Origin of the sequence: Bacillus sp. FSL R5-0397 (assembly GCF_038593395.1) — a bacterium.
GTDB classification, from domain to species: domain Bacteria; phylum Bacillota; class Bacilli; order Bacillales; family Bacillaceae; genus Bacillus; species Bacillus altitudinis.
In genome coordinates, this window is sequence record NZ_CP151992.1 from 1,441,099 (window position 1) to 1,459,953 (window position 18,855).

The 18,855-nt window shown below is 40.6% G+C and carries 17 protein-coding genes; 15 read left to right on the top strand and 2 right to left on the bottom strand.

Going from position 1 to position 18,855, the window contains the following annotated elements; all coding sequences use genetic code 11:
• The first annotated feature begins 1 nt into the window (after position 1).
• Complete coding sequence (locus NSQ70_RS07305) at positions 2–1,030, top strand: SepM family pheromone-processing serine protease (protein ID WP_017359372.1); 1,029 nt, start codon at positions 2–4, stop codon at positions 1,028–1,030.
• A 34-nt stretch (positions 1,031–1,064) separates the two neighbouring features.
• Here the strand turns inward: NSQ70_RS07305 and NSQ70_RS07310 are convergent, their stop codons facing one another.
• The gene (locus NSQ70_RS07310; protein ID WP_342502525.1) at positions 1,065–2,492 is read right to left on the bottom strand and encodes a nucleotidyltransferase; all 1,428 of its coding nucleotides are present in this window, start codon (positions 2,490–2,492) and stop codon (positions 1,065–1,067) included.
• A gap of 26 nt (positions 2,493–2,518) precedes the next feature.
• Between NSQ70_RS07310 and NSQ70_RS07315 the strand changes: the two genes are divergently transcribed.
• The 3 genes from NSQ70_RS07315 to gerR all read left to right on the top strand — a co-directional run bounded on the left by NSQ70_RS07315 (position 2,519) and on the right by gerR (position 3,910).
• Complete coding sequence (locus NSQ70_RS07315; RefSeq protein ID WP_039963609.1) at positions 2,519–3,037, top strand: DUF177 domain-containing protein; 519 nt, start codon at positions 2,519–2,521, stop codon at positions 3,035–3,037.
• 21 nt (positions 3,038–3,058) lie between these two features.
• Entirely contained in the window at positions 3,059–3,232 is a 174-nt protein-coding gene (gene rpmF, locus NSQ70_RS07320; protein ID WP_008354700.1) for a 50S ribosomal protein L32, read from the top strand.
• Positions 3,233–3,370: 138 nt separating this feature from the next.
• A complete protein-coding gene (gene gerR / locus NSQ70_RS07325) occupies positions 3,371–3,910 on the top strand; it encodes a sporulation-specific transcriptional regulator GerR (protein ID WP_342502526.1) in 540 nt (179 codons plus the stop codon).
• Between the two features lie 53 nt (positions 3,911–3,963).
• Here the strand turns inward: gerR and NSQ70_RS07330 are convergent, their stop codons facing one another.
• A complete protein-coding gene (locus NSQ70_RS07330; RefSeq protein ID WP_007499784.1) occupies positions 3,964–4,443 on the bottom strand; it encodes an N-acetyltransferase in 480 nt (159 codons plus the stop codon).
• Between the two features lie 210 nt (positions 4,444–4,653).
• Between NSQ70_RS07330 and NSQ70_RS07335 the strand changes: the two genes are divergently transcribed.
• From NSQ70_RS07335 to spoVE, 11 genes are all read left to right on the top strand, one after another.
• Positions 4,654–5,547, top strand: coding sequence for a 2-dehydropantoate 2-reductase (locus NSQ70_RS07335; RefSeq protein ID WP_342502527.1), 894 nt, complete (start codon positions 4,654–4,656; stop codon positions 5,545–5,547).
• Positions 5,548–5,612: 65 nt separating this feature from the next.
• A complete protein-coding gene (gene bshC / locus NSQ70_RS07340; protein WP_058337376.1) occupies positions 5,613–7,232 on the top strand; it encodes a bacillithiol biosynthesis cysteine-adding enzyme BshC in 1,620 nt (539 codons plus the stop codon).
• Between the two features lie 128 nt (positions 7,233–7,360).
• The gene (mraZ, locus tag NSQ70_RS07345) at positions 7,361–7,792 is read left to right on the top strand and encodes a division/cell wall cluster transcriptional repressor MraZ (RefSeq protein WP_003211163.1); all 432 of its coding nucleotides are present in this window, start codon (positions 7,361–7,363) and stop codon (positions 7,790–7,792) included.
• A 66-nt stretch (positions 7,793–7,858) separates the two neighbouring features.
• Positions 7,859–8,791, top strand: coding sequence for a 16S rRNA (cytosine(1402)-N(4))-methyltransferase RsmH (gene rsmH / locus NSQ70_RS07350; protein WP_007499781.1), 933 nt, complete (start codon positions 7,859–7,861; stop codon positions 8,789–8,791).
• A gap of 36 nt (positions 8,792–8,827) precedes the next feature.
• On the top strand, positions 8,828–9,175 hold the full coding sequence (gene ftsL, locus NSQ70_RS07355) for a cell division protein FtsL (protein WP_058337375.1): 348 nt from the start codon (positions 8,828–8,830) through the stop codon (positions 9,173–9,175).
• 7 nt (positions 9,176–9,182) lie between these two features.
• Positions 9,183–11,333, top strand: coding sequence for a penicillin-binding protein (locus NSQ70_RS07360; protein WP_024720306.1), 2,151 nt, complete (start codon positions 9,183–9,185; stop codon positions 11,331–11,333).
• Between the two features lie 125 nt (positions 11,334–11,458).
• Positions 11,459–13,378, top strand: a complete 1,920-nt coding sequence (locus tag NSQ70_RS07365) for a stage V sporulation protein D (RefSeq protein ID WP_017359366.1) — start codon at positions 11,459–11,461, stop codon at positions 13,376–13,378.
• Positions 13,379–13,589: 211 nt separating this feature from the next.
• The gene (locus tag NSQ70_RS07370; RefSeq protein ID WP_249855831.1) at positions 13,590–15,065 is read left to right on the top strand and encodes a UDP-N-acetylmuramoyl-L-alanyl-D-glutamate--2,6-diaminopimelate ligase; all 1,476 of its coding nucleotides are present in this window, start codon (positions 13,590–13,592) and stop codon (positions 15,063–15,065) included.
• A 136-nt stretch (positions 15,066–15,201) separates the two neighbouring features.
• Positions 15,202–16,176, top strand: a complete 975-nt coding sequence (gene mraY / locus NSQ70_RS07375; RefSeq protein ID WP_007499771.1) for a phospho-N-acetylmuramoyl-pentapeptide-transferase — start codon at positions 15,202–15,204, stop codon at positions 16,174–16,176.
• The gene (gene murD / locus NSQ70_RS07380) at positions 16,177–17,532 is read left to right on the top strand and encodes a UDP-N-acetylmuramoyl-L-alanine--D-glutamate ligase (RefSeq protein ID WP_058337373.1); all 1,356 of its coding nucleotides are present in this window, start codon (positions 16,177–16,179) and stop codon (positions 17,530–17,532) included.
• 59 nt (positions 17,533–17,591) lie between these two features.
• Positions 17,592–18,692 (top strand): stage V sporulation protein E, encoded by a 1,101-nt coding sequence (gene spoVE, locus NSQ70_RS07385; RefSeq protein ID WP_007499768.1) that lies wholly within the window; start codon positions 17,592–17,594, stop codon positions 18,690–18,692.
• Positions 18,693–18,855: the final 163 nt, after the last annotated feature.

Here is an 18,855-nt window from a genome sequence, read left to right on the forward strand (position 1 = left end):
AATGAAAAAATTAAATATTCGCTGGCTCAGCTTTTTTGCTGTTGTTCTAGTCTTATTTGGCTTAACTTTTGTGAAACTGCCCTATTACGTCACAAAGCCAGGTGATGCCACAGAAATTGCGCCACACATTCAAGTGGACGGAGGATATGGCGAGAAGGGCAGCTTTTCTCTTATGACCATTAAAGTAGGTCCAGCCAATCCATATACGTATTTGCTTGCAAAAATGAACAAGTATGACGAAATCGTTCCAGAAGAAAATATTAAAGCGGACGGAGAGTCTGATGAGGATTATATGAAACGGCAGCTGCAGCTCATGAAAAGTTCTCAAGAAAATGCGATGATTGCCGCTTATACAAAAGCGGGGAAAAAAGTAGATTATACGTTTAATGGGGTATATGCGAGCTATGTGATGAAAGGAATGCCTGCATATGGGAAGATTGAAGTTGGCGATAAGATCAAAAGCGTCGACGGCCATACATATGAGTCAGCAGATAAAATGGTTTCGTATATCAGCAGTAAAAAAGCAGGCACGACTGTCCGTTTTGTACTTGAACGTAATGGCAAAGAAATTACGCAGAACGTGACGTTAAAACCATTTAAAGAAGAGCCAAAACGAGTGGGAATTGGCGTATCATTATTTACAGACCGTCATGTGAAAGTGTCTCCTTCTGTGAAAGTGGATATTGAAAACATCGGCGGTCCATCGGCTGGTTTAATGATGTCACTTGAAATTTACAATCAGCTGACAAAAGAAGATGAAACACATGGCTATGCGATCGCAGGAACTGGAACGATTGATGCAGATGGTACAGTCGGACCGATTGGCGGAATTGATCAAAAGGTTGTTGCAGCAGACAAAGCAGGAAAAGACATCTTCTTTGCACCGAATGATAAAGGTGACCCAAACTCTGACTACAAAAATGCAGTCAAAACAGCAAAAGATATTAAAAGTGATATGAAAATCGTTCCTGTGGATACCATGCAGGACGCACTAAACTATTTAAACAAATTAAAAGAGAAAGCATCATAAAAAAGAGCAGCCTGACTTGCAGGCTGCTTTTTTTCTATCGAGATGAAAAGAGTCCGCTCTCTTCATCATATCGAATCGGTGATGTTTTAAACTCTGCTTTTGTTAACTCTGTTTGCATGGGTTCAGAGATGGGAAGGCTGAACACCCTTGAAGCGCGAATATCAAGATCAAGGGCGGGATGTGAAAAGGAAGACAGTTTACTCACAAGTGGTACATCCAACTCTTTTTTTACAAGAGACAAGTACTGTTGTCCTTTCCTTGTCATTCCAAGTAAACGAATATAGGGCGCTTTTTTCTCTTCAAGCAGCTCGTGCATCGTCTTTTTCTTCACGTTCATTAATAGATGCGTATTCATCCGCTGTAACCTTGTCCACGTATATCGTTTTGTTTTGACAAGTGATAGATACTCCTCGTAGGAAGACGCATGTGTCATGGCTTTTTGCATGCGGTGTTCAATGCCTTCTTCAATTTCATAGATGCCCTCTAATTCACTCGTATCCATTGTATGAAAAACATGTTTCAGAAAGCGAAAATAGGCTTCTTGCGTATGTAAAAGACCATATGAAGAATGATAGTCGTGTAATTGCTTTAAAGAAGCGTCCGGGAGGTAGGGCTTGACTGCTTGAAATGAGCTCTGTTCTTTTAAAGCTTTTCGGATACTTGTGGCGCTTGCGATTTTTTGGGTGTCAGGCAGTTCTTCATCATGATAATCAGATGCAATTCTTTGAGACGTAAAAGGCTGCATGTGAGGAGCTCTCTCTAAGATGGCTTTAACATAATGAAAGCCTAAAATGTTATTTGGTTTGGACAAATCCAGTAAGTGTTCAGAATGAATGGCCTCTTGAAACGCACCTGCTGCTGCTGCGGGATAACTAAGACCTTCTTTCACCTTTTCTTTTGTTAAAAGATCAATCTCTGCCTTTTTTTCATGCCAAGCGTGTGCTGTGCGCTCAAATGCCTTGATTTCTCCATCCTCACTGCCGAAAAAAAGAGAATGGCATTTTAATGCATCGAGGATAGACACAGCGCCATTGGCGAAGGTTTCTGCCTTTTGTACGGCATATATGTATGGAAGCTCACACACAATGTCTACACCGTTTTGCAGTGCCATTTTTGTACGTGCCCATTTTGAGACGATGGCAGGCTCCCCGCGCTGGAGGAAAGAACCGCTCATGACGGCAATGGCAACATCTGAGGAGGTTTGTTTTTTCGCCTGATTCACATGATAGGCATGCCCATAATGAAATGGATTGTACTCGACAACGACTCCCACTGCTTTCAATAGATGTTCCGCCTTTCTTGCTATGGTTAAATGGTCTGTGCTACAGTAGCATAAGGGAAAAATGAAGACCATTTTTTTCAGTGTAGGCATTCCGAGAACTGATGTCAAACAGCCCTTTGACATCATGAAGGACTGTAAAGAAAAAATATTGACAAATAGCATGATGAAAGCTATAATCATGTTTGTTGCTCTTAGAGGTGATACAATTGAAATGGACAGTTTATCAGTTACATCAAAAAGCTAAAAACAGCTTCGATTTTCATGAGACGGTTGACTTAAATGAACTTACTAGCCTTCATTCAGATATACGTCGCATTTCACCAGTAGAGGTGAAAGGGACTGGAGTGATCGAATCAAAGCAAGTCGCATTTGATTTAACCATCACAGGTGAAATGACATTGCCTTGTTCAAGAACGCTTGTTGATGTAAATTATCCATTTGCGATTTCAACAAAAGAACTATTTGTACTTCATAAGACAGACGATATAGAAGATGAAGACGTTTCTATTGTAGAAGACGATATCATCGACTTAACGCCTTTAGTCAAGGAAGAAATACTTCTTGAAGTGCCCATGCAAATCTTTTGCGACCAAGCTGACGTAAAAGGTGCTGCACCACAGGAAGGGAATGACTGGGCGGTCATTTCGGAAGATGCACATCAAAACCGAATTGATCCTCGTCTGGAAGGCTTGAAGAAGCTCTTAGAAGAAAATAATGAATCTTAACTCTTTAAGGAGGTGGGAATAATGGCTGTACCTTTTAGAAGAACTTCTAAAATGAAAAAAAGATTGCGTCGTACGCATTTCAAACTACAAGTACCTGGTATGGTAGCTTGCCCAGAATGCGGTGAAATGAAAATTTCTCATCGTGTCTGCAAATCTTGCGGAACATACAAAGGCAAAGACGTAAAAAGCAACTAATGCTTGATAAAAAAACGTGAGGGAATCTTCCCTTGCGTTTTTTTATTGATCTATTTTTTAGGTTTCTCTCCTGCAAATAGTCTATCTACTCTAGTAAGCGCATATGATGTGGTATTCAGATTCAGGGGGGATGATGAGTTGACGATTACACGGCAGGACGCATGGACACAAGATGAAGATTTACTTTTAGCAGAAGTTGTTTTAAGGCATATCCGAGATGGGGGTACCCAGCTTTCAGCATTTGAAGAGGTTGGAAAAGCATTGTCAAGAACAGCAGCAGCATGTGGATTCAGGTGGAATTCTTACGTCAGAAAGCAGTACCAGGCAGGCATTGAGCTTGCCAAAAAACAGCGAAAAGAACTGCGTAAAAAAATTGGTATCCATTCTTCGGGTTTACCGCAGCATGCGTTCACCATAGAAGAGAAGGCATCTTCTGATCAGACTGAACTGACGCTTCGAGAAGTAATTCGGTTTCTAGAGCAGCTTGAGAAAGAACCATCTGGTCCAGCTTATTTACGGGAGGAGCTTAAAGATGCACAGCATCAATTAAAATCACTCAACGAAGAAAATGAACAGCTGAAACGTCAATTAAAAATGACAGAAGAAGATTACCGGGCACTTATTGGTATTGTTGAAAGAGTCAAACAGAATATCAGCTTAAAAGATTACGCAAAATAAGAAAACGCCCCTCATAGATGGAAAGAGGGGCGTTTTCTTAATGATTAAAATGATTAAGCGGACTCACCTGTGTTCTTTTGAATATGTGCAGGCTCCCAAATGAGTGGGTTTTCTCCTTTATCGCGTTCCATATCATATTTCACCGCTTCAAAGCCCATTTTATCCCAAAAACCGGCGGATTTGACGCGTGGATTCGTTCGAATTGGAAGGCCAAAAGATTTTGCGAAATCAACAAGTGCTTCGCCGTATCCTTTACGTTGATATCCTGGCAACACTTCTAGCTTCCACAGCTCTAGATAATCATGATTATGGTCAAAATACGTCGTCGTCGAGCCATCTACTTGATAGAGGCTCATACGTGCCACAAGCTTATCTCCAAAGTAAATCCCATAAAATGGAGAGTTGCTGTCATTTTCAATCATATTACTTTCTAGGTCTTCAAGCATGGAAAGTTCTTGTATGCCATATTCCTTAAATTGTTTAAATTCCTCTAATGTTTTGTAGTTAATCAGAAGACGTTTTACTTGTGTCATGTGATCTTCCCCCTTACACACATAATGTCGACAGTGATGTCATTGAAGGCGTTTTCATCCCATCCGCCTAAAAAAGTTTTTACACTTATTATTATAGTTTTTTAATTAAAAAAATTCAATCATAGCGCGTTATCTGCTTTTTGCATCGTAGCACGAAACTGGTAAAATGGTTGATAACATGAAGTAAACAGAAAAAAGGAAGTGCGGCAATTGAAAATTGGAATCATTGGCGGTGGTGCGATTGGTCTGCTTTGTGCCAGTTATTTATCAGAGCATCATGACATCACCGTCTTTACAAGAAGAAAACAGCAGGCAGAAGAAATTCGAGCATTAGGCATCGAACGAATGGTAAGAGGGGAAACCATTCAATCAGCTGTTGGGGCCGATACGAGGGTCAAAGGAATATTTGATTTGCTGATTGTGACAGTGAAGTATCATCATCTGCAAGATGTTCTAGGGGAATTATCGGGACTGCCTCGTCATCGGATCTTATTTTTGCAGAACGGAATGGCCCACCTCGTCGATTTAAAGAACTGGAAAACGGCACATCAGTTATATATTGGTGTAGTAGAGCATGGCGCAATGAAGGTGTCTGATCGCGCAGTAAACCATACAGGAATTGGTGTCATCAAGTGGGGAGCATTTCTGCATGAGGAAAAAGGACCTATGAGTAGTGAACTGTCAACGGGCGATTTTCAAATGGTTTATACAGATGAATGGAAGAAAGTACTGGAGGAAAAACTGCTCGTCAATGTGTGTATTAATCCGTTGACGGCTTTATTACATGTGGATAATGGGGAATTGGTATCGAACCCGTCATATGAACATATGATGACATGTGCATTTGAAGAAGCGGTTTCCATTCTAGGGTTGCTTGAGAAAGATCGTCTATGGGCTCATGTGAAATCAATTTGCCATCAAACGGCTGCCAATCAATCGTCGATGCTGCAAGATATCGTCAAAGGCCGCCAAACTGAAAGAAAAGCAATCATTGGCTACCTTTTAAAAAAAGCTCAAGGTCAAGGGATGACGCCGCCATTCCTCACTTTCTTGAATAGAAGCTTGGAAGTATTGGAAAAAAAGCAAACAAAATCTTTTGAGTGAGCTCATTTACATGCTATACTTTTTTCGGGAAACTAACTATTTATTGAAGAAAGGAAGTTCTAAACATGCAATTGACTGAACTTTCCATCCGAAGTCAGAATTTATTCATACGTGATTATATAGAAGAAAAAAAAGAGATGACTGCTTTTTTTGATTATGATATACATTCTGAGCACACATGGAAAAAGAGATACGACGATCTCATGGAAAGGAGCTTCCCGCGCGAGGCTTTAGCGGATTATATGAGCGCATATCATGCAAAATTTGATTCGGCTGCGATGCGTGAGAATATTGAGAAGATCCGTGATGAACGGAGCGTCATGGTGGTTGGAGGACAGCAGGCAGGCCTACTGACAGGTCCGCTTTATACCATACATAAAATCATTTCCATTATTCAGTTTGCCAAAGAAAAAGAATCAGAGCTTGGCGTTCCTGTTATCCCGGTCTTTTGGGTAGCGGGTGAAGATCACGACGTAGACGAAATTAACTTTGTGTACACGTCTGGCGAAAAAGGCCCAGTCAAACAAAAGCTTCCATTACATCATGTGAAAAAAACAGCTGCGAAAAGAACACCTCTCCACCAAGAGAAAACAGAGAGATGGCTTCGTGATGTATTTTCAACCTATGAGGAATCTGCTTACACAAATGACTTGTTTGATCAGCTTCTTCGATGTTTACGCAAATCAGAAACGTTTACTGATTTCTTTGAGTGGATTGTTTGCGATCTATTTGAAGAAGATGGACTGCTGTTATTGAATTCAGGAGACTTCGGCGTGAAGCCACTTGAACGTACGTTATTCAAGCAAATTGTGGAGTCGAGTGATGCGATCGTGGCTCACTTAAATAACACGCAAGCTGCCATGGAACAAGCGGGGTATCAGCCGATTATTGAAGCTGGTGACCATCAAGCCAACTTGTTTTACGAATATGATGATGAGCGTTTCCTCATTGAACAAGAGAATGGCCAATTTTCTATATCTGAAGTGGGGCTTACTTGGACAAAAGATGAGCTTTTGCAGGAAGTCGAGGAGCACCCAGAGCGGTTTAGCAATAATGTGGTGACCCGTCCATTGATGCAGGAAACCCTTCTTCCAACGCTTGCTTTTATGGCTGGACACGGTGAAGTGAACTATTGGGGTGAGCTGAAAGGCATCTTCGAGTACTTCGATGTCAAAATGGCACCCGTTCTTCCAAGATTGCACGTCACCATTCTTGAAAGGCATATTGATAAGAAGCTGCCGATAAGAGAATTGTCGGTTGAAGAAGTGCTGACAAAAGGCGTGAAAGAAAAGAAGGATGCGCACTTTCAGCAAAGTCTTCCAGACAGCTTCGTTCAATCGGTTCAACATGCCAAACGTGAATTAGCGAATGTTCACGAGGCCATGAGACAAGAAGCGCTAGAGATCGAACCAAGCTTTGAACAGCTATTAGATAAAAATGCCAAATTTATAGAAGACCAGCTTCAATTTGTTTATCAAAAGGTTGCAAAGCGTGTGGAAGAGAAGGAAGGATACATCCTTCGAGATTTTGAACGGATTGAAAATAGTTTAAAACCACTCGAAGCACCACAAGAAAGAATTTGGAATATCATGTACTTTTTAAACAAATATGGTCCAGAATTCTTCAAAACGTTCAAAAATCTGCCATTTTCATTTCAAAACAAGCAACAAATTGTCAAACTTTGAAATAAAGTTTTAATGAACCCTGACTAGTTCAGGGTTTTTTTTTATGTAGAAACAGTGTAAAATAAGTTTTGTGGAGAGAAGTGGTGGATAGTGGAGAGTATAGGTGAGAAAGTGGGGCTCTGATGATCATGTTCATGGGTGAATACCAACATACGATTGATACAAAAGGGCGCATGATCATCCCTGCTAAATTTAGAGACGGTCTCGGAGAACAGTTTGTGCTGACGAGAGGGCTTGATCAATGTTTATTTGGCTACCCTATGAGTGAGTGGAAACTAATTGAAGAGAAACTCAAAGCACTGCCGCTAACGAAAAAAGATGCACGCGCGTTTACCCGGTTCTTCTTCTCCGGCGCAGTTGAATGTGATCTGGACAAGCAGGGGCGCATTAACATCGCATCCAACCTACTCCAATATGCAAAACTCGAAAAAGAATGTGTGGTCATCGGCGTTTCAAATCGAATTGAGTTGTGGAGTAAGTCGATCTGGGAACAATATACAGAAGAGCAAGAAGATTCTTTTGCTGAAATTGCTGAAAACATGATTGGATTTGATATATAATAATCCCTTGTGCAGCAAGCTTTCTACACATTCATTTCTATTTGAAAAAGGTGGGACCATATCATCATGTTTCAACATGAGACAGTATTATTAAAAGAAACAGTTGACGGTTTAAACGTCAAAGAAGACGGTACATATGTGGACTGCACGCTAGGCGGCGCAGGTCATAGCTCATATTTACTATCTCAATTATCAGAAAAAGGTACATTAATTGGGTTTGACCAAGACGATGCTGCACTGGATCATGCACGAGAGAAGCTCGCACATGTTAAAGCGAACATTCTTTTCATAAAAAGCAACTTCCGATATTTAAAAGAACGTCTGAATGAACAAGGAATTACAAGCGTAGACGGTGTGATTTTTGACCTTGGGGTTTCATCACCTCAGCTTGACACACCAGAGAGAGGCTTTAGTTATCACCATGATGCACCTCTTGACATGCGAATGGATCAAACCGCTGCTTTGTCGGCAAAACAAGTGGTGAATGAATGGCCATTTGAAGATCTAGTTCGGATTTTCTACAAATATGGGGAAGAAAAGTTCAGCAAGCAAATCGCACGCAAAATTGAAGAAGCCAGAAAAAAAGCGCCAATTGAAACAACAGGAGAGCTTGTCGACATTATTAAAGAAGGAATTCCCGCACCTGCAAGACGAAAAGGCGGACATCCAGCGAAAAGAGTATTTCAAGCGATCCGAATTGCCGTAAATGATGAATTGAAAGTATTTGAAGAAGCACTAGAACAAGCAATAGAGTTACTCAATCCGAAGGGGAGAATTTCTGTCATTACATTCCATTCACTTGAAGATCGGATTTGTAAAAGTACATTTAAAGAAATGTCTTCTCTTCCAGAACTTCCGCACGGACTGCCAGTGATTCCAGAAGGACTTGAACCAAAACTGAAGCTGATCACGAGAAAACCAATCGTTGCATCAGAACAAGAGCTGGAATATAACAACCGTGCCCGTTCAGCGAAGCTCCGAATTGCAGAAAAAAAGTAAACGACACCATAGATGATGATAAAAAGGAGGTTTCTTATGAGTAATTTGGCTTACCAAAGAGAAGTAAAGCAACATCAAACCGAGCAACAAGGTCAATCGGTTGTGATTAGAAGAAGAGGTTCTATTACACTTGGTGAAAAAATCTTACTTGTCATGTTTGTCATGGCTCTCATGTGCAGCTCGATCCTCATCATTTCTAAAGCCTTTGCTGTTTATCACGCAAATATCGAAGTGCAGAAGCTAGAACAGCAAGTGACTTTAGAATCGAAAAAGATCACTGAACTGCAAAAGCAAAAAGATTTACTAAGTGAACCAGAGAGAATCATTGAAGCCGCTAAAAAAGCAGGCTTAAGCATGTCGAAAGATGTTAAGAAGGTCGATTAACATGGCGATGCCTAAAAAGAATAAAATGATGAACAGAGGCGCGGCAATTGCGAGTATTTGCTTCGCCCTGTTTTTCTTTATCATCCTTGCACGTTTTATTTATATTCAGATTACGGGAACCGTCGATGGACAAGTGTTAGCTGCAAAAGCCAATGAACAATATCAATCGAAAAAAACACTTGAAGCCAAAAGAGGCTCCATTTTAGACAGAAACGGAAATGTGATTGCGGAAGATACATCTGTGTATAAACTGATTGCGATCATGAGCAAGAAAATGACGGTCGATCCAAAGCATCCGATGCATGTCGTTGACAAAGAAAAGACAGCAAAAGAGCTGTCAAAAGTCATTGATATGAGTGAGAGTGAAATTTTAAAGCGTCTGAATACAAAGGATGCGTTCCAAGTCGAGTTTGGTAAAGCCGGAAAGGATATTAGTTTTTCAACTAAGGAAAAAATTGAAAAGCTAAAACTTCCTGGGATCGCCTTTGAAAAAGATACAAAGAGGTATTATCCAAACGGCATGTTCGCTTCGAACTTAATCGGTTATGCTAGATTAGATGAAGCCACCAAGGACATGTCAGGCGCAATGGGTCTAGAAAAGGCTCTGAATAAATATTTAAAAGAAAAAGATGGCTATGTAACGTATAACAGCGACAGAAGCGGATGGGCACTTCCGAATAGTAAAGAAGACATCGTTGCCCCGAAAGATGGGAAAAACGTCACACTGACCATCGACCAAAAAATTCAAGCATTTCTTGAAGAAAGTATGACGCAGGTCGCTAAAAAATATAAGCCGAAGAAAATCATTGCGACAGTCGTTGATCCGAAAACTGGAAGAGTTCTTGCAATGGGACAGCGGCCAAGCTTTAATTTAAATGAACTCGACATTACGAATTATAACAACGATGTCATTTCTTACGCATTTGAACCAGGTTCAACGATGAAAATTTTTACACTTGCTGCTGCTATCCAAGAAGGAGTGTACCAAGGCAGTGACAAGTATCAGTCTGGTACTTATAAAGTAGGCGGCGGTCTTGTAAGAGACCATAACAACGGAAATGGCTGGGGAAAAATTGATTTTCATGAAGGTGTTCTACGTTCTTCAAACGTAGCTTTTGCGAAATTGGCAAAAGAAAAATTAGGTTTCACACGCTACGAACAATACTTGCAAAAATTCCATTTCTATGACAAAACAGGCATAGACTTGCCGAACGAAGCGTCTAGTAAAATCAATTTCAGATACGAATATGACAAAGCATCGACTGCTTATGGTCAGGCGTCCGCGATTACCCCAATTCAGCAAATTGAAGCGGCGACAGCCATTGCAAACGGTGGAACGATGATGAAGCCATATGTAATCGATCATATTACAGATCCGAACACAAACAAAACAATTTTACAGCACGAACCAACAGTAGCAGGAAAACCAATTTCTTCTGATACAGCGAAGCAAGTCCGTGACATTTTAGGTGAGGTCGTTTCCTCAAAAATTGGCACAGGACAGCCATACCAAATCAAAGGTTTTGATGTCGCTGGGAAAACGGGTACAGGACAAATTGGCGGTGCTGGCGGCTACCTTCAAGGGAGAAACGATTACGTCTTTTCATTTATGGGAATGGCACCAAAAGATGATCCGAAGCTACTCGTTTATGTGGCTGTCCAACAGCCTCAGCTATCTGAAACACAGACAGGCTCTGCCCCTGTTTCAGAAATCTTTAACCCTGTGATGAAAAATAGTTTGCTCTATTTAAATATCGCACCAACAAAAACAGACGATAAAAAATCTGGCAAACAGAAAATAAAACAAGAAACAATGCCGTCATTCCTAGATTTAGAAGTGAAACAGGCAGAAACAGAAGCAAAAAACAAAAAGTTATCACCTGTTGTCATTGGTGACGGTTTATCCATTAAACGCCAATGGCCAAATGCGGGCTCTGAATTCTCTGAAAGCCAGAAAGTCTTTTTGAAAACAGCAGGGAAAACCATTAAAATGCCTGATATGACAGGCTGGTCCAGAAGGGAAGTTCTTCAATATGCGTCTATTTCAGGTGTGCATATTGAAACAAATGGACAGGGATATGCTGTCAAACAAAGCGTGAAAAGTGGAGCAGAGATTTCAGATAAAGTCGTCACAGTGACCTTCAAAAGTCCAAATTAACTTGAAAACCTAGCAAATCATTTGCTGGGTTTTTTTCTTTTGCTTGAGCGATGGACGAGATCGTTCTATAAAAAGACGAGCCTGCATATGATGAAAACAAGCCATATGTAAGGAGTGAACCGGGCGTGCGAGTGTCAAGTGTAACAGTGAGAAAACGATTGCTTTTCGTGCTGCTGTTTGGGGTGATCATTTTTTTCATCATAGATACTAGATTAGGATATGTGCAGTTTATTATGGGCGAGAAGCTGACAAGTTTAGCGAAAGATTCATGGAGCCGTAACCTCCCATTTGAACCAGAACGAGGAGATATTTTGGATCGAAATGGGGTGGAGCTTGCGACGAACAAAAGTGCGCCCTCTATTTTAGTCGTGCCGCGGCAGGTGAAAGACCCAGCAGAAACAAGCAAAAAATTAGCTGCAGTACTGAATATGTCTGAGGAGAAAGCGTACAAGCATGTCACCAAGAAAACGTCTATAGAACGAATTTCCCCAGAGGGGAGAAAAGTATCTCATGAAAAAGCAAAAGAAGTCAGAGAACTTGATTTAGATGGAGTCTATGTAGCAGAAGACAGCATCAGACATTACCCGTTTGGAAGTTTCTTATCTCATGTATTAGGTTTTGCTGGAATTGATAATCAAGGCTTACTTGGGCTAGAAGCGTACTATGATGATGACCTAAAAGGTGAAAAAGGCTCTGTGAAATTTTATTCTGATGCAAAAGGGCAGAAAATGCCAGATGAAGCAGATGATTATACACCGCCTAAAGATGGCCTTGATATGAAATTAACAGTTGATTCAAAAGTGCAAACCATCATCGAACGAGAACTAGACAATGCTCAGGCAAAATATAACCCAGATGGCATGATTGCCATTGCCATGAATCCGAAAAATGGTGAGGTGCTGGGAATGTCGAGCAGACCTGACTTTGATCCGGCTGACTATCAATCAGTTGATTCAAAAGTATTTAACCGAAACTTACCGGTGTGGAGCACATATGAGCCAGGATCGACGTTTAAAATCATTACACTGGCAGCTGCCTTGGAAGAAAATAAAGTGAATTTAAAACGTGATCATTTTTTTGACAGCGGATCTGTGACAGTGGATGGCGCAAGGCTCAGATGCTGGAAAAAGGGAGGACATGGATCACAGTCGTTTCTAGAAGTGGTACAAAACTCTTGTAACCCAGGTTTCGTCGAGCTAGGCGACCGTCTTGGAAAAGATAAACTATTTTCTTATATTAAAAATTTCGGCTTTGGTCAAAAGACAGGAATCGACCTTCAAGGAGAAGGTAGAGGAATTTTGTTCCCGCTTGATCGTGTTGGTCCTGTAGAACAGGCAACAACAGCCTTTGGTCAAGGTGTATCTGTTACGCCGATTCAACAAGTGGCTGCAGTGGCAGCCGCAGTAAATGGAGGAACGCTTTACACGCCGTATATTGCAAAAGAATGGATCGATCCAATTACAAAAGAGGTAGTTAAAAAGCAATCACCAATTGCCAAGAAGAAAGTCATTTCAGCGGAGACGTCTAAAGAAATCAGGTATGCCCTTGAAAGTGTAGTCGCTCAAGGAACTGGTCGGAATGCATTCGTTGAAGGATATCGGGTGGGCGGAAAAACAGGAACAGCACAGAAAGTAAAAGACGGAAAGTACATGGAAAATAACCACATTGTGTCATTTATCGGGTTTGCACCTGCGGATGATCCAAGCATTGTTGTATATGTAGCAGTAGATAACCCAAAAGGCACGATTCAATTTGGTGGGACAGTAGCCGCACCTATTGTGGGCCATATTATGCGAGACAGTCTGCCTGAAATGGGCGTGAAAAAAAGAAAAGGACAAATTGAAAAGAAGTATCAATGGCTGGACACAAAAACCATTGAGGTACCGAATCTTGTAGGAGGATCTGTTTCTGACCTTGAATCACTCCTGATTAATTTAAAGATTGATGCTTCAGGAACTGGCAGTAAAGTGGTGAAGCAATCGCCTGCTGCCGGCACAAAGGTCAAAGAAGGTTCCACGATCCGATTATACTTAAATGATGAATAATAAAGAATGAACAGAGGGTAGCCGCACTCATTCGGCTGCCTCTTTTTGTTGAAAGTGAAGGGTCGCTTTAAAAAAAGAGCATAAAGTGTGTTTTTTCCAAGAGAAACTTAAGGAATACGCTGGATGTATCCTTTTTTTTACGATAAAATATAGACTGTGTGTTTTTTTCACAAGACATGCACGTGAACGAATTTGAGAGGTTTGATATGAAATGAAATTACAAGAACTCCTTACATACTTTAAAAGTGAAAACAGTGAACTGATAAACGAAAATCCGGAGATTACTTCCATTGAAATGGATTCAAGAGAAGTGAAAAAAGGGAGTCTTTTTGTCTGTATAAAAGGCTATACAGTAGATGGACATGATTACGCTGAAAAAGCTGTGAAAAGCGGGGCTGCAGCGATTGTAGCAGAACACCCACTTCACCTAACAGATGTACCAGTCATTATTGTAAAACACTCTCAAAGAGCACTTGCAAGAATGGCAGATGCTTTTTACGAACAGCCAACTCATAAACTCAATCTAATTGGTATTACAGGAACGAACGGGAAAACGTCCACAACACACATGATTGAGCAAATCATGAGAAAAGCCGATAAAAAAACAGGTTTAATCGGTACGATGTATATGAAGGTAAACGATGAAATTCTCGAAGTGAAAAACACAACACCTGAGAGTGTCACCCTTCAGAAGACCTTTAAGCAGATGCTTGATCAAGAGGTAGATACGGCCATTATGGAAGTGTCATCACATGCTTTGCATCTTGGGCGTGTTCATGGATGTGATTATGATATTGCCGTCTTTACAAATCTTACCCAAGATCATCTGGACTACCACAACACAATGGAAGAATATAAACATGCAAAAAGCTTGCTCTTTTCCCAGCTCGGAAGTGCCTTTCAGCACGATAAGCCGAAGCATGCCATTTTAAATGCAGATGATGAAGCGTCTAATTATTTTGAAAAAGTCACAGCTGCTGAAATTATGACGTATGGCTTAGAGCAAGAATCAGATGTAATGGCAAAGAACATTCAAATCAAACCAAAGGGAACACAATTTGATTTGATTACCCCAATCGGCACAAAAAACGTGACGGTTGCCCTTATTGGGAAATTCAATGTGTATAACATTCTAGCAGCTGTATCAGTAGGAATTGTATCAGGCTTAACGTTTGAAACGATCGTTAGTGCCATTGAAGAACTTGAGGGAGTCAAAGGAAGATTCGAACTTGTGAATTTTGATCAAGACTTCCCAGTCATCGTTGATTATGCGCACACACCTGACAGTTTAGAAAATGTACTGACTACGTGCAGAGAATTAACAGAAGGTAGAATTTTCTGTGTAGTTGGCTGCGGGGGCGACCGTGATAAAACCAAGCGCCCTCAGATGGCCCAAATCGCTGTGAAATATGCAGATGAGCCTGTTTTTACATCAGATAATCCAAGAAGTGAAGATCCATCAGCCATTTTGAAAGACATGGAAAATGGCGTACCAAACGCCTATTATCACAGCTTTGTGAACCGGAAACAGGCCATCTTTTTTGCCATTGCTAATGCAAAAAAGGGCGATACAGTCTTAATAGCTGGAAAAGGCCATGAGACGTACCAAATCATTGGTGATCAAGTCTATGACTTTGATGATGCCAAGGTGGCAGCGGACGCTATTTTAGATCTAAACAAATCTTAAAAATGATGAAAAGAGTGTAATGAAATGAAGCATTTTGTACAAAAACAACATACGAAAGACACGAATGAATATCATAATAATGAATGCTATTTTCTAATGGAAAACGGCTTTGGAAATTCGGAAGGAGTAAAGAACAATGCTTGAACAGGTGATATTGTTTACAATCATAATGGGATTTTTAATCAGTGTTCTTTTATCCCCGATTTTTATTCCGTTTTTAAGAAGGCTTAAATTTGGTCAAAGTATTAGAGAAGAAGGACCTCAGTCTCACCAAAAAAAATCTGGTACCCCAACAATGGGTGGAATTATGATTATCTTTTCTATTACAATTACAACGATCGTGATGATTAACAAATTCTCTGAGATTAGTCCAGAAATGTTTTTATTGTTATTTGTCACCCTTGGCTACGGATTATTAGGATTTTTAGATGATTATATTAAAGTAGCGATGAAGCGAAATCTTGGCTTAACATCGAAACAAAAACTGATCGGGCAAATTGTGATTGCTGTGATTTTCTATGCAGTCTTCCATTATTATGAGTTTGCAACGACTATTCGCATTCCAGGAACAGATGTCAGCTTTGACTTAGGATGGGCATACTTTATCCTCGTCGTTTTCATGCTTGTCGGTGGTTCTAATGCGGTAAACCTTACGGATGGACTTGATGGTTTATTATCTGGAACAGCTGCTATTGCATTCGGAGCTTTTGCTATATTGGCTTGGAATCAATCTCAGTATGATGTGGCGATCTTTTCGGTAGCAGTAGCAGGCGCTGTCCTTGGGTTCCTTGTCTTTAATGCGCATCCTGCAAAAGTATTTATGGGTGATACGGGATCGCTTGCTTTAGGCGGTGCCATAGTGGCCATTGCCATTTTAACGAAACTTGAGATTTTACTCGTCATTATTGGAGGAGTATTTGTTGTTGAAACGTTATCCGTTATCCTTCAAGTCATCTCCTTCAAAACAACTGGAAAAAGAATCTTTAAGATGAGCCCGCTTCACCACCACTATGAGTTAGTTGGCTGGTCTGAGTGGAGAGTAGTTGTCACCTTCTGGACAGCTGGTTTATTGCTTGCTGTTTTAGGAATTTACATCGAGGTGTGGTTATAATTGAATAGGATGCAAATGTTAAAAGACGAACATGTACTAGTACTAGGCCTTGCAAAAAGCGGATATGCGGCAGCCTCAATTCTTCACGAGCACGGAATAAACGTGACGGTCAATGACCAAAAAGCTTTTGAAGAAAACGAGCCTGCTCAGTTACTTTCTGAAAAGGGGATTGATGTCATTTGTGGCAGTCATCCTCTTCGTATGTTTGACGATAAAGAAATTACGATTTTAATTAAGAACCCTGGAATTCCTTATGAGAATGTGATGGTTCAAGAGGCGCTTCGCCGAAAAATTCCAGTTTGGACTGAAATAGAATTGGCGTATCATTTGACCTCATCTCCTTTTATTGGGATTACCGGATCAAATGGAAAAACGACCACGACCACTTTGATTTATGAAATGTTGAAAAAAGACAGCCAAAAAACATTGGTAGCTGGTAATATCGGAACGGTCGCAAGTGAAGTTGCCGCGCGTGCAGCGGGCGATGAATGGATCGTAACTGAGCTCTCTTCATTTCAGTTAATGGGAACCGTTGAATTCAGACCTAAAATCAGCTTAATATTAAATATTTTTGACGCACATTTAGACTATCATCACACGCGTGAAGAATACGAAAAAGCAAAACAGAAAGTGTATGCACATCAACAAGAAGATGACATAGCTGTGGTTAACCTAGATGATCCATCTGTTGTCAAACTAGCAGAAGATTCGAAAGCGCAAAAAGTGTTTTTCTCTGTTAAAGAGCCGGTAGCACATGGAGCGTTTATTAAAGATGGTGCCATCTACTATATGAATGAACATGTCATTGACCTCAAGGATGTTGTTCTTCCTGGTGAGCATAACCAAGAAAATATTCTAGCAGCTATTTGTGTTGTAAAAAATGCAGGCTGCTCAAACGAAGCGATTGCGCAAGTTCTTACTACATTTAGTGGAGTGAAGCATCGTTTGCAATTTGTGGAGACGATTCAAAATAGAAAATTTTATAATGACAGTAAAGCGACCAATATACTGGCAACAAGTAAAGCTTTGTCTGCCTTCAAGCAGCCGACCATTTTACTAGCAGGTGGACTGGATCGTGGCAATGAATTTGATGAATTAAAACCTTTTATGAAGAATGTAAAAGGAATAATTACATTTGGTGAGACTGCGCCTAAGTTTGTGAAGCTTGGTGAAGAGCTGGGAATACATCACGTAAAACATGTCGATAATGTTGAACAAGCAGTACCTGCGGCGTTTAGCATATCTGAAGAAGAAGACGTGATTTTATTGTCTCCAGCTTGTGCAAGCTGGGATCAGCATAAAACATTTGAAGAACGTGGAGACATGTTTGTAAACGCCGTGCATATGCTTAAATAAGGGCTTGTCTCTCATATGACTGACAGCCCAAATGAAATTATGCTTGGGGTGTCGGTCTCTTGACGAATAAGAAAACTTCTCCGGATTTTTTGCTTGTTGTCATTACGTTACTTTTATTGACGATTGGTTTAATTATGGTGTACAGCGCAAGTGCTGTGTGGGCATCGTATAAATTTGATGATTCGTTTTATTTTGCAAAAAGACAGCTTTTGTTTGCCGGAATCGGAGTTATCGCAATGTTTTTCATTATGCGGGTCGATTATTGGACGTGGCGGACTTGGTCAAAGATACTGATTGCAGTGTGTTTTCTCCTCCTCGTGCTTGTCTTGATTCCTGGTATCGGTATGGAGAGAAATGGTTCAAGAAGCTGGATTGGTGTCGGTGCGTTTAGTATTCAGCCCTCTGAATTTATGAAGCTTGCGATGATTGCGTTTCTTGCAAAATTCTTATCTGAAAAACAAAAGAATATCACATCCTTTCGTAAAGGTTTCGCCCCAGCACTAGGCATTGTGTTTTCTGCATTTGCCATCATTATGCTACAGCCGGACCTAGGTACAGGAACGGTTATGGTTGGAACCTGTATTATTATGATATTTGTTTCAGGTGCGAGAATCGCTCACTTTATCTTTCTCGGTCTTTTAGGGCTTAGCGGATTTGCCGCACTTGTCTTATCAGCACCCTATCGAATAAAACGAATTACATCTTATTTAAATCCTTGGGAGGATCCACTTGGTAGCGGGTTTCAAATTATTCAATCCTTATACGCTGTCGGTCCAGGCGGTCTGTTTGGAATGGGGCTAGGTCAGAGTAGACAAAAATTCTTCTATTTGCCTGAGCCTCAAACAGACTTTATCTTTGCTATATTGTCTGAAGAACTTGGATTTATAGGTGGATCACTCATTTTGCTGCTCTTTAGTGTTCTATTGTGGAGAGGCATTAGAATAGCCCTTGGGGCACCAGATTTATATGGAAGTTTCTTGGCAGTGGGCATCATCTCAATGGTTGCCATTCAAGTAATGATTAATATCGCAGTTGTCACTGGTCTCATCCCTGTGACGGGCATCACACTCCCATTCTTAAGTTATGGCGGTTCATCACTGACATTAATGCTGATGGCAATTGGCGTACTTTTGAATGTAAGCAGGTATGCTAGATATTAATGTGCTGTTAGTTCATGAAACCATATAGACTTTTATTTTGCAAAAGTATGAAAAAATGATTTGAAGAGTGAAAATGGCAGTTTCTGTTTCGAAAACATGATGATTGACTCTTCTTTACAGGTTTTGACGGAGCCCTGTTGTTTAAAACAGGGTTTATACTTTG

Coding starts and splice junctions, on each gene's coding strand:
- NSQ70_RS07330 (WP_007499784.1), bottom strand. CDS start 4,443: ATGACACAAGTAAAACGTCTTCTGATTAACTACAAAACATTAGAGGAA.
- bshC (WP_058337376.1), top strand. CDS start 5,613: ATGCAATTGACTGAACTTTCCATCCGAAGTCAGAATTTATTCATACGT.
- ftsL (WP_058337375.1), top strand. CDS start 8,828: ATGAGTAATTTGGCTTACCAAAGAGAAGTAAAGCAACATCAAACCGAG.
- NSQ70_RS07370 (WP_249855831.1), top strand. CDS start 13,590: ATGAAATTACAAGAACTCCTTACATACTTTAAAAGTGAAAACAGTGAA.
- NSQ70_RS07305 (WP_017359372.1), top strand. CDS start 2: ATGAAAAAATTAAATATTCGCTGGCTCAGCTTTTTTGCTGTTGTTCTA.
- rpmF (WP_008354700.1), top strand. CDS start 3,059: ATGGCTGTACCTTTTAGAAGAACTTCTAAAATGAAAAAAAGATTGCGT.
- mraY (WP_007499771.1), top strand. CDS start 15,202: ATGCTTGAACAGGTGATATTGTTTACAATCATAATGGGATTTTTAATC.
- mraZ (WP_003211163.1), top strand. CDS start 7,361: ATGTTCATGGGTGAATACCAACATACGATTGATACAAAAGGGCGCATG.
- NSQ70_RS07310 (WP_342502525.1), bottom strand. CDS start 2,492: ATGATTATAGCTTTCATCATGCTATTTGTCAATATTTTTTCTTTACAG.
- NSQ70_RS07360 (WP_024720306.1), top strand. CDS start 9,183: ATGCCTAAAAAGAATAAAATGATGAACAGAGGCGCGGCAATTGCGAGT.
- rsmH (WP_007499781.1), top strand. CDS start 7,859: ATGTTTCAACATGAGACAGTATTATTAAAAGAAACAGTTGACGGTTTA.